The organism is Actinokineospora pegani, assembly GCF_009745975.1.
GTDB classification, from domain to species: Bacteria; Actinomycetota; Actinomycetes; order Mycobacteriales; family Pseudonocardiaceae; genus Actinokineospora; species Actinokineospora pegani.
In genome coordinates, this window is the sequence record NZ_WHOL01000037.1 from 1 (window position 1) to 11,670 (window position 11,670).

Annotated in this window: 4 protein-coding genes; all 4 read left to right on the plus strand. The window is 75.8% G+C overall.

Features of this window, described 5'->3' with window-relative positions:
- Positions 1-331, plus strand: a 331-nt coding sequence (locus GCL84_RS02060) for an acyl carrier protein (RefSeq protein ID WP_197522961.1), incomplete at its 5' end; no start/stop codon positions are given.
- Between the two features lie 41 nt (positions 332-372).
- Positions 373-5,751 carry a type I polyketide synthase gene (locus tag GCL84_RS02065; RefSeq protein WP_156753602.1) on the plus strand — a complete coding sequence of 1,793 codons (5,379 nt, stop codon included), beginning with the start codon at positions 373-375 and terminating at the stop codon, positions 5,749-5,751.
- A gap of 45 nt (positions 5,752-5,796) precedes the next feature.
- Positions 5,797-11,247 carry a type I polyketide synthase gene (locus GCL84_RS02070; RefSeq protein ID WP_156753603.1) on the plus strand — a complete coding sequence of 1,817 codons (5,451 nt, stop codon included), beginning with the start codon at positions 5,797-5,799 and terminating at the stop codon, positions 11,245-11,247.
- 42 nt (positions 11,248-11,289) lie between these two features.
- On the plus strand, positions 11,290-11,670 hold a 381-nt coding region (locus GCL84_RS02075; protein WP_197522962.1), incomplete at its 3' end, for a beta-ketoacyl synthase N-terminal-like domain-containing protein.

Genomic DNA, 11,670 nt, shown 5'->3' on the forward strand with positions numbered 1-11,670 from the left:
GTCGGTGGAGCTGCGGAACCGGCTGCGGGAGCGGACCGGGTTGAAGTTGCCCGCGACGTTGGTCTTCGACTACCCGACCCCGTTGGCGCTCGCCCGCCACCTGCGCGCGGAGCTGGCCCCGGACACCGGCGCGGACGTGGACGAGGCGCGGCTGCGCCGGGCGCTCGCGTCGGTCCCGCTGGCCCGGTTCCGGGAGGCGGGCCTGATGGGCGCCCTGGTCCAGCTCGCCACCGCGGGCGACCCGGGCGACCTCGTCCAGGCCGACCGGGGGCGGGCGATCGCCGAACTGGACGTCGACGACCTGGTCGACCTGGCGTTCGGCGGCGAGTGATCCCGCGTGGCCCGGCATCCGGTACCGAGTGATTGGGGCGTTTGGTGAGTGCGTCGTATGAGAAGGTCGTCGAGGCGCTGCGCAGGTCGCTGGAAGAGGTCGGTTCGCTGAAGCAGCGCAACCGGCAGCTCGAAGGCGCCGTCCGCGAGCCGATCGCCATCGTCGGGATGGCGTGCAGGCTGCCGGGGGGTGTCGCGGGCCCGGCCGACCTGTGGCGGCTGGTCGTCGAGGGGCGGGACGCGGTGTCGGGGTTCCCCGACGACCGGGGCTGGGACCTGGACGCGCTGTTCGACCCGGACCCGGACCGCGCGGGCACCTCCTACGTCAGCCAGGGCGGGTTCGTCCACAGCGCCGGCCTTTTCGACGCCGGGTTCTTCGGGATCTCGCCGCGTGAGGCGCTGGCGATGGACCCGCAGCAGCGGTTGCTGCTGGAGGCGTCCTGGGAGGCGTTCGAGAGCGCGGGCGTCGACCCGGTCTCGTTGAAGGGCTCCGATGTCGGCGTGTTCGCCGGGGTGTCCGGCCAGGGCTACGGCAACGGTGTCGTCGGGCCGGAGATGCAGAGCTTCGCGGGCACGGGGGTCGCTTCGAGCGTGGCGTCCGGGCGGGTGTCCTATGTGTTCGGTTTCGAGGGTCCGGCGGTGACGATCGACACGGCGTGCTCGTCGTCTTTGGTCGCGATGCACCTCGCCGCGCAGTCGCTGCGGTCCGGCGAGTGCTCGATGGCGTTGGCAGGCGGGGCGATGGTGATGTCCTCGCCCAACTCGTTCGTCGGGTTCTCCCGGCAGCGCGGGCTGGCCGAGGACGGGCGGTCCAAGGCGTTCGCGGAGGGCGCGGACGGGATGGGGCTGTCGGAGGGCGTCAGCCTGGTGGTGCTGGAGCGGTTGTCGGTGGCGCGTGAGCGCGGGCACCGGGTCTTGGCCGTGTTGCGGGGTAGCGCGGTGAACCAGGACGGCGCTTCCAATGGGTTGACCGCGCCGAACGGGCCGTCGCAGCAGCGGGTGATCCGCGGCGCGCTCGCCAACGCCGGGATCACGACGTCCGATGTGGACGTGGTCGAGGGCCACGGGACCGGCACCGCACTGGGCGACCCGATCGAGGCGCAGGCGTTGCTGGCCACCTACGGGCAAGAGCGTTCCGAGCCGCTGTGGCTGGGGTCGCTCAAGTCCAACATCGGCCACGCCCAGGCCGCCGCGGGTGTCGCCAGCGTGATCAAGGTGGTGCAGGCGCTGCGGCACCGCGTCCTGCCACCCACCCTGCACGCCGCCGAGCCCTCCACGGCGGTGGACTGGTCCGAGGGCGCGGTGGAGCTGCTGACCGAGGCCCGCGACTGGCCCCGCGACGGCCGCCCGCGCCGGGCAGGCGTGTCGTCGTTCGGGATCAGCGGGACCAACGCGCACCTGATCATCGAGGAGGCGCCCGAGGAGCCCGCGCCCGTCGAGGTGGCCGCAGGCGCGGGCCCGGTGCCCCTGGTGGTGTCGGCCCGCACCCGGGGCTCCCTCGCGGGCCAGGCCGAGCGGCTGGCCGCGTTCCTGGCCGACACCGACGTGCCGCTCACGGCTGTGGCGGGCGCGCTGGTGTCGAGCCGGTCCGTGCACGACGAGCGCGCCGTGGTCGTGGCCGGGTCCGCGGGCGAAGCCCTCGCCGGGCTCGGCGCGCTGGCCCGCGGCGAGGACGCGCCCGGCGTGGTCACCGGCAGCGCGGGCAAACCGGGCAAGCTGGTGTGGGTGTTCCCCGGCCAGGGGACGCAGTGGGTGGGCATGGGCCGCGACCTGCTCGACGCCTCGGCCGTCTTCGCCGCGCGGATCGCCGAGTGCGCCGCCGCGATCGAACCGTGGGTCGACTGGTCGCTGCTCGCGGTCCTGCGGGGCGAGGTCGACGCCGAGGTGCTGGACCGGGTCGATGTGCTGCAACCAGCCTGCTTCGCGGTGATGGTCGGCCTGGCCGCGGTGTGGCGGTCGGCGGGCGTGGCCCCCGACGCCGTGCTGGGCCACTCCCAGGGCGAGATCGCCGCCGCCTGCGTGTCCGGCGCGCTGTCGCTCACCGACGCCGGGCGGGTCGTGGCGCTGCGCAGCCAGGCCATCGCCGCGCGGCTGTCCGGGCGCGGCGGGATGGCCTCGGTGGCGCTGGGCGAGGCCGACGCCACCGCCCGGCTGGCACCCTGGTCGGACCGGGTCGAGGTGGCGGCGGTCAACGGGCCGTCGTCGGTGGTGGTCGCGGGCGACGCCGAGGCGCTGGGCGAGGTCGTGACCGCGCTGGAGGGCTGGGGCGTGCGGGTCCGGCGGGTGGCGGTGGACTACGCCTCCCACACCCGCCACGTCGAGGACATCCGCGACACGCTCGACGCGGCGCTGGCCGGGATCGACGCGCAGGCCCCGCGGGTGCCGTTCTACTCCACCGTCACCGGTGACTGGGTTCGCGAGGCGGGCGCCCTCGACGGCGCCTACTGGTACCGGAACCTGCGCGACCAGGTGGGCTTCGGCCCCGCGGTCGCCGACCTGGTCAGCCGGGGGCACCGGACGTTCCTGGAGGTCAGCGCGCACCCCGTGCTGGTCCAACCGATCGCCGAGGTCGACGCGGCGGTGGCCGTCGGGTCGCTGCGCCGCGACGACGGCGGCCTGGGCAGGCTGCTGACCTCGATGGCCGAGCTGTTCACCCGGGGCGCCCGCCTGGACTGGGCCGGGGTGCTGCCGCCCGCGTCCGGCTGGGTGGACCTGCCGACCTACGCCTTCGACCACGAGCACTACTGGCTGCACTCGGCGGAGTCGACCGACGCCACCGCCCTGGGCCAGTCGGCGACCGGTCACCCGCTGCTCGGCGCGGTCGTGCCGCTGCCGCAGTCCGACGGGCTGGTCTTCACCTCCCGGCTGTCGCTGCGCGCGCACCCCTGGCTCGCCGACCACGCGATCGACGACGTGGTGCTCTTCCCCGGCACCGGGTTGGTCGAACTGGCGGTGCGGGCCGGGGACGAGGTCGGCTGCCCGGTGCTCGACGAGCTGGTGACCCAGTCGCCGATCGTCGTGCCCGAGCGCGGCGGGGTCCGCGTCCAGGTCGCGGTGGGCGGACCGGACGACAGCGGCGCGCGCGCCGTCGAGGTGCACTCCCTGCGCGACGGCGCCGACACCTGGACGCGGCACGCCACCGGCACGCTGTCCGCCGAGGCGGGCGCGGGCGCCGGGTTCGACTTCACCGCCTGGCCGCCCGCAGGCGCCGAGCGCGTCGAGGTCGGCGACCTCTACCCCGACCTCGCCGAGCGCGGCTACGCCTACGGGCCCGCCTTCCAGGGCGTCCAGGCGGTGTGGCGGCGCGGCGCGGAGGTCTTCGCCGAGGTCGCCCTGCCCGACGGGCACCGGGACGCCGCCGCCGGGTTCGGCCTGCACCCCGCCCTGCTCGACGCGGCTCTGCAAACCGGGACCATCGCCGCGGCGGCCGGGGGCGGGCCCGGCCGGTCGGTCATGCCGTTCGCCTGGAACAAGGTGGAGCTGCACGCCGTGGGCGCTGCCGCCCTGCGGGTGCGGGTCGCGCCCGCAGGGCCCGAGGCGATGACGGTCGAGGCCGCCGACCAGACCGGCGGCCCGGTGCTGAGCATGGACTCGCTGGTCCTGCGCGAGGTGACCACCGACGCCGCGACGACCTCGGTCGACTCGCTGTTCGAGGTCGACTGGACCGAGCTGGCCGTGGACCCCGGCGAGCAGGCGCCCGCGTGGGCGGCGGTCGCCACCGCCGACGACGTGCTCGGCCTAGCCGGGGGCGCGCCGCCCGCCGTGGTCCTGGAGGCGGTCGGCGGCGAGCCGCTGGACCTGGCGTCGCGGGTGCTGGCCGTGGTGCAGGCGTGGCTCGCCGGGAGCGCGCTGGCCGAATCGCGGTTGGTCGTCGTGACCCGCGGCGCGGTGGCCGCGGGCGATGGAGTGGTGACCGACCCGGCCGCCTCGGCGGTGTGGGGCCTGGTTCGCGCCGCCCAGGCGGAGAACCCGGACCGGCTCGTGCTGCTCGACCTCGACCAGGACGCTGCTGTGGACACCGCGCTGGGTCCGGTCCTGGCCAGTGGTGAGCCGCAGCTCGCGGTGCGCGGCACGACGTTCTCCGTCCCGCGCCTCGCCCGCGCCGAGACCTCCGACGCGCCCGCGGTGTTCCGTCCTGAAGGGACTGTGCTGGTCTCCGGCGCGGGCACGCTGGGCGCGCTGGCGGCCCGCCACCTCGTGGCCCGGCACGGTGTCCGCCGCCTGGTGCTGGCCAGCAGGCGGGGCCCGGCGGCCGAGGGCGTCGCGGACCTGGTCGCCGAGCTGGCCGAGCAGGGCGCCGAGGTCTCGGCGGTCGCCTGCGACGTGTCCGACCGCGACCAGGTGGCGCGGCTGCTGGCCGAGGTCCCGGTGACCGCCGTCGTCCACACGGCGGGCGTGTTCGACGCCGGGGTCATCGGCACGCTGACCCCGGAGCGGCTCGCCGGGGCCTTCGCGCCCAAGGTCGACGCGGTCCGCCACCTCGACGAGCTGACCAAGGACGCCGACCTGGACGCCTTCATCGTCTACTCGTCGGCCTCCTCGGTCTTCATGGGCGCGGGCAGTGGCGGCTACGCCGCGGCGAACGCGTTCCTGGACGGCCTGATGGCCCACCGCCGGGCCGCGGGCCTGCCGGGCCTGTCGCTGGCCTGGGGCCCGTGGCAGCAGGCCACCGGCATGGCCGACACCCTCGACGAGGTCACCCTGAGCCGGATGACCCGCCGCGAGGGCCGCGGCGGGGTCCGGGGCCTCGGGGCCGAGGACGGCATGGACCTGTTCGACGCGGCGCTGGGGTCCGGTCGGTCGCTGCTGGTCCCGGTCAAGCTCGACCTGGCCGGGGTGCGCGCCGACGCGGCGGCGGGCGGGGGAGTGCCGCCGCTGCTGCGCGGCCTGGTGAAGGCCGGTCGGCAGCAGGCGCGGGCGGTCTCGGCGCCCGGGGGCGGTCTGGCGGGCACGCTCACCGGGCTGCCCGCCGCCGAGCAGGAGGCGGTGCTGCTCGGCCTGGTCCGCACGCGGGTGGCGGTCGTGCTCGGGCACTCCGGGCCGGGCGCCGTCCGGCCGGACACGGCCTTCAAGGAGGCCGGTTTCGACTCGCTGACCTCGGTGGAGCTGCGCAACCGGCTGCGCGAGGCGACCGGGCTCAAGCTGCCCGCCACCCTCGTCTTCGACTACCCGACCCCGCTGGCGCTGGCCGCCTACCTGCGCGAGGAGTTCGCCCTCGACACCGGGGCCCCGGCCGACTCGGTGCTGGCCGGTCTCGCCGGCCTGGAGGCCGCCATCGCGGCCGACGCCCAGGACCGGGCCCGGATCACCGCGCGGCTGCGGGAACTGCTCAAGGCCGCCGAGTCCGCCGACCGGGACGACGAGGACCTCGACAGCGCCAGCGACGAGGAGCTGTTCGCCCTCGTCGACGGGCTCGACTGACCCCCAACGCGATCACCCACGTCAATCCCCCAGGAGCTGAGAGCAGTGGCTGACGAGGCACAACTCCGCGACTACCTCAAGCGGTCCATCGCCGACGCCCGCGAGGCGCGCAAGCGGCTGCGCGAGGTCGAGGACCGGGCCCGCGAGCCGATCGCGATTGTCGCCATGGCCTGCCGGTACCCGGGCGGGATCGGCTCCCCCGACGACCTGTGGCGGCTGGTCGCCCGCGGCGGCGACGCGGTGTCGGGGTTCCCCGACGACCGGGGCTGGGACCTCGACGGCCTGATCGACCCGGACCCCGACCGGCCGGGCACCTCCTACACCAGCCAGGGCGGATTCCTGCGCGGCGCCGGGCTGTTCGACGCCGGGTTCTTCGGGATCTCCCCGCGCGAGGCCATCGCGATGGACCCGCAGCAGCGGCTGCTGCTGGAGACCTCCTGGGAGGCGCTGGAAGGGCTCGGCGTCGACCCGCTGTCGTTGCGGGGCGACGACGTCGGCGTGTTCTCCGGCGTGTCCAGCCAGGGCTACGGGGCGGGCGCGGGCGTGGTCACGCCGGAGTCGGAGGGCTTCGCGGGCACCGGGGCGACCACGAGCGTGGCCTCGGGCCGGGTGTCCTACGTGTTCGGCTTCGAGGGCCCGGCGGTGACGATCGACACGGCGTGCTCGTCGTCGCTGGTCGCCATCCACCTCGCCGCCCAGTCGCTGCGGTCCGGCGAGTGCTCGATGGCGTTGGCGGGCGGGGCCATGGTCATGGTCACCCCCGGCTCCTTCGTCGGCTTCTCGCGGCAGCGCGGCCTGGCCGAGGACGGGCGGTCCAAGGCGTTCGCGGACGGCGCCGACGGGATGGGGCTGGCCGAGGGCGTCGGTGTCGTCGTGCTGGAACGGCTGTCGGTGGCGCGCGAGCGCGGGCACCGGGTGCTCGCGGTGCTCAGTGGCAGCGCGGTGAACCAGGACGGCGCGTCGAACGGCCTGACCGCGCCCAACGGGCCGTCGCAGCAGCGGGTGATCCGCCAGGCGCTCGCAGGCGCGGGCCTGTCGCCGTCCGATGTGGACGTTGTCGAGGCGCACGGGACCGGCACGGCGCTGGGCGACCCGATCGAGGCGCAGGCCCTGCTGGCCACCTACGGCAAGGACCGGGATGCGGCGGACCCGCTGTGGCTGGGCTCGCTGAAGTCGAACATCGGCCACACGCAGGCGGCGGCGGGCGTGGGCAGCGTGATCAAGATGGTGCAGGCGCTGCGGCACGGCGTGCTGCCCCCGACGTTGCACGTGGACGAGCCCACGACCGAGGTGGACTGGTCGTCGGGCGCGGTGGAGCTGCTGACCGAGGCCCGGGACTGGCCGCGGACCGGGCGGCCGCGCCGGGCAGGCGTGTCCTCGTTCGGCATCAGTGGGACCAACGCGCACCTGATCCTGCAAGAGGCGACCACCGAGGAGCCCGCCCCGGAGGAGTTGCCCGGCGGTGTGGTGCCGCTGGTGGTGTCGGCGCGCGGCGCCGCCTCGCTCGCGGGCCAGGCCGCACGGCTGGCGGAGTTCATCGAGGGCGCGGATGTGCCGCTGGCGGCCGTCGCCGGGGCTCTGGTGACGAGTCGGGCCGCCCTGGGCGACCGCGCCGTGGTGGTGGCCGACACCGAGGACCAGGCGCTGGCCGGGCTCGGCGCGCTCGCCCGCGGGGAGGACGCCCCCGGCGTGGTCACCGGGCGCGACGGCGACCTGGGGAAGCTGGTGTGGGTGTTCCCCGGACAGGGGACGCAGTGGCGGGGGATGGGCCGGGAGATGCTTGACGCCTCCCCGGTGTTCGCCGCGCGGATCGCCGAGTGCGCCGCCGCGATGGAGTCCCACGTCGACTGGTCGCTGACGAAGGTGCTGCGCGGCGACGCCGCCCCCGAGCTGCTGGACCGGGTCGACGTGCTGCAACCAGCCTGCTTCGCGGTGATGGTGGGCCTGGCGGCGGTGTGGGCGTCGGCGGGTGTGGTGCCCGACGCGGTGCTGGGGCACTCGCAGGGCGAGATCGCGGCGGCCTGCGTCTCCGGCGCGCTGTCGCTCGAGGACGCGGCGCGGGTGGTGGTGCTGCGCAGCCAGGCCATCGCCACGAAGCTGTCCGGCCGGGGCGGCATGGCCTCGGTCGCGCTGACCGCCGAGGACGCGGCCGGGCGGTTGGCGCCGTGGGCCGGGAAGGTCGAGGTCGCCGCCGTCAACGGCCCCTCGTCGGTCGTGGTCGCGGGGGAGGCCCACGCGCTGGACGAGGTGGTGGAGTCGTTGGCGGGCGGGGGTGCCCGGGTGCGGCGGGTGGCCGTCGACTACGCCTCGCACACCGCGCACGTGGAGGACATCCGCGACGCGCTGGCCGACGCGCTGGCCGGGGTGCGCGCGCAGGCCCCGGTGGTGCCGTTCTTCTCCACCGTGACCGGGGACTGGGTCCGGGACGCGGGCGCCCTCGACGGCGGGTACTGGTACCGGAACCTGCGCGAGCAGGTGGGCTTCGGACCAGCCGTGACGACGCTGATCGAGCAGGGCCACGACGTGTTCGTGGAGGTCAGCGCGCACCCGGTGCTGGTGCAGCCGATCTCCGAGATCATCGATGTCACGGCCGGCACAGCCGACACAGCCGCCACCGCTGTGGTCACCGGCTCGCTGCGCCGCGACGACGGCGGCCCGCGCAGGCTGCTCACCGCCATGGCGGAGCTGTTCGTGCGCGGCGTCCCGCTCGACTGGACCGGTGTCCTGCCCGCAGGCGCTGCGTCGGCCCGGGTGGACCTGCCGACCTACGCTTTCGACCACCAGCTCTACTGGCTTGCCGCGAGCGCGACGGCGACGGACGCGGCGTCGCTGGGGCAGACGGCGGCCGGGCACCCGCTGCTGGGCGCCCTGGTTCGGCTGCCGCAGTCCGACGGCCTGGTGTTCACCTCCCGGCTCGCGCTGCGCACCCACCCGTGGCTCGCCGACCACGCGGTGGGCGGCGTGGCCCTGTTCCCCGGCACCGGCCTGGTGGAGCTGGCGGTGCGCGCGGGCGACGAGGTCGGCTGCGGCGCGCTGGACGAGCTGGTGATCGAGTCGCCGCTGGTGCTGCCCGAGCACGGCGGGGTCCGGGTGCAGGTGGCCGTGGGCGGACCGGGCGAGACCGGCTCGCGCACCGTCGAGGTCTACTCCGCGCGCGAGGACGGCGACGTGTGGACCCGGCACGCCACCGGAGTGCTCTCGCCCGCGCCCGCGGCCCCGGCCGAGGTCTTCGACTTCGCCGCCTGGCCGCCGCCCGGCGCGGAGCGGGTCGAGGTGGACCCCGCCGAGTTCTACGCGGACCTGGTCGGGCGCGGTTTCGGCTACGGGCCCGCGTTCCAGGGCGTGCGGTCGGTCTGGCGGCGCGGCGCGGAGCTGTTCGCCGAGGTCGCCCTGCCCGACGCGCGGCGCGACGAGGCGGGCGGCTTCGGCCTGCACCCGGCACTGCTCGACGCCGCCTTGCAGACCGGGATGTTCGCCGCCGCCGACAGCACCGGGGAGACAGCCGGTCAGCCGGTGCTGGCCTTCGCGTGGAACGGGGTCGTGCTGCACGCGGCGGGCGCGGCCGAGCTGCGGGTGCGGGTCGCGCCGAGCGGCCAGGACGCGCTCTCGGTCCAGGCGGCCGACCAGACCGGCGGCTTGGTCCTGACGATGGACTCGCTGGTGTCCCGGCCGGTGGCGGCCGAGAAGCTGACGGCGGGCGCGGCGGGCGCCGACTCGCTGTTCGCGGTGGAGTGGACCGAGCTGCCCCCGGCCCAGGCCGAGCCCGCCCCGCCGTGGGTGTCGGTGGCCACCGCCGCCGACGTGGAGGCGTTGGTGGGCGCCGCGCCGCCGGTCGCTGTCCTGGAGGCGGCGGGCGAGGGAGCGCTGGCGCTGACCACACGGGTGCTCGAGGTCGTGCGGGCGTGGTTGACCGTGCCGGGCTTGGAGGACTCCCGGCTGGTGGTCGCGACGCGTGGAGCGGTTGCCGCCGGGGACGGCTCGGTGAGCGACCCGGCCGCCTCGGCGGTGTGGGGTCTGGTCCGCGCCGCCCAGGCCGAGAACCCGGACCGGGTGGTGCTGCTGGACACCGACCAGGAGGTGGGGCCGGTGCTGGGACCGGTCCTGGCCTGCGGTGAGCCGCAGATCGCGGTACGCGGCACGGTGTTCTCCGTCCCCCGCCTCGCCCGAGTCGCCGCCACGTCGGATTCCCCGGCCGTGTTCCGTCCTGATGGGACGGTCTTGGTCTCCGGGGGCGGCTCGCTGGGCGCGCTGGTGACCCGGCACCTGGTCGTCCGGCACGGCGTCCGCCGCCTGGTGCTGGCCAGCAGGCGCGGCCGGGCCGCCGACGGCGTGGCGGAGCTGGTCGACGAGCTGACCGGGCTGGGCGCGGAGGTGGCCGTGGTCGCCTGCGACATGTCCGACCGGGGGCAGGTGGCCGGGCTGCTGGCCGAGACGCCGGTGACGGCCGTCGTGCACACCGCGGGCGTCTTCGAGGCGGGGTTGATCGACACGCTGACCCCGCGACGGCTGGCGGCGGTGTTCGCGCCCAAGGTCGACGCGGTCGGCCACCTCGACGAGCTGACCCGGGACGCCGACCTGGACGCCTTCATCGTCTACTCGTCGGCCTCCTCGGTCTTCCTGGGCGCGGGCAGCGCGGGCTACGGCGCGGCGAACGCGTTCCTGGACGGTCTGATGGCCCACCGCCGGGCCGCGGGCCTGCCCGGCCTGTCGCTGTCCTGGGGCACCTGGGCGCACGCCACCAACATGACCACCCACCTCAGCGCGGCCGACCAGGAGCGGATGAGCAGGCGCGCGGGCCGCGACGGCGTCGTGCCGATCACGCCCGCCGAGGGCATGGACCTGTTCGACGCGGCCCTGGCCGCGGACCACGCGCTGCTGGTGCCGGTCAAGCTGGACCTCAAGGCCGTGCGGGCGGGCGGCGCGGTCCCACCCCTGCTGCGCGGCCTGGTCCGGGCGGGGCGGGCCCTGGCGAAGGCGGCGGACGGCGGTCTGGCCCAGCGGCTGGCCGGGCTGGCCCCGGCCGAGCGCGAGGGTCTGCTGCTGGACCTGGTCCGAGGCCAGGTCGCGGCGGTGCTCGGGCATTCCGGGCCGGAGGCGGTCCGGGCCGACACCGCGTTCAAAGACGCCGGTTTCGACTCGCTGACCTCGGTGGAGCTGCGCAACCGGCTGCGCGAGGCGACCGGGCTCAAGCTGCCCGCCACCCTCGTCTTCGACCACCCGACCCCGCTGGTGCTCACCCGGCACCTGCTCGCCGGGCTCGGCGCGGCCGACGACCCGCTGGCCAGGGTGCACGCCACGATCGAGGACGTCGAGGCGCTGATCAGCGGCCTGCGCCTCGACGAGTCCGCGCGCACCGCGATCACCCTGCGCCTGCAAGGGCTCGTCGCCCGCTGCGCAGGCGTCCCGGAGCAGGCCGCCACCGTGGGGGACCGGCTCGAGTCCGCCTCCGCCGACGAGGTCCTGGACTTCATCGACGACGAGCTCGGGCTCATCTGACCCGGCACACCTCCGTGAGGACTGACCAGCGAGGACTGAACAATGGCCACGGACGAGAAGATCCTCAAGTACCTCAAGCGCGTCACGACCGAGCTGCACACCCTGCGCAAGCAGGCGGCCGAGCGCGCCGACGAGCCGGTCGCCATCGTCGCCATGGCGTGCCGGTACCCGGGCGGGGTCGCCTCCCCCGACGACCTGTGGGACCTGGTCGCCCGCGGCGGCGACGCGATCTCCGGGTTCCCCACCGACCGGGGCTGGGACCTCGACGCGCTGTTCGACCCGGACCCGGACCGCGTCGGCACCTCCTACAGCAGCCGGGGCGGCTTCCTGCGCGGCGCGGGCGACTTCGACCCCGGGCTGTTCGGGATCTCGCCGCGTGAGGCGCTGGCGATGGACCCGCAGCAGCGGTTGCTGCTGGAGACG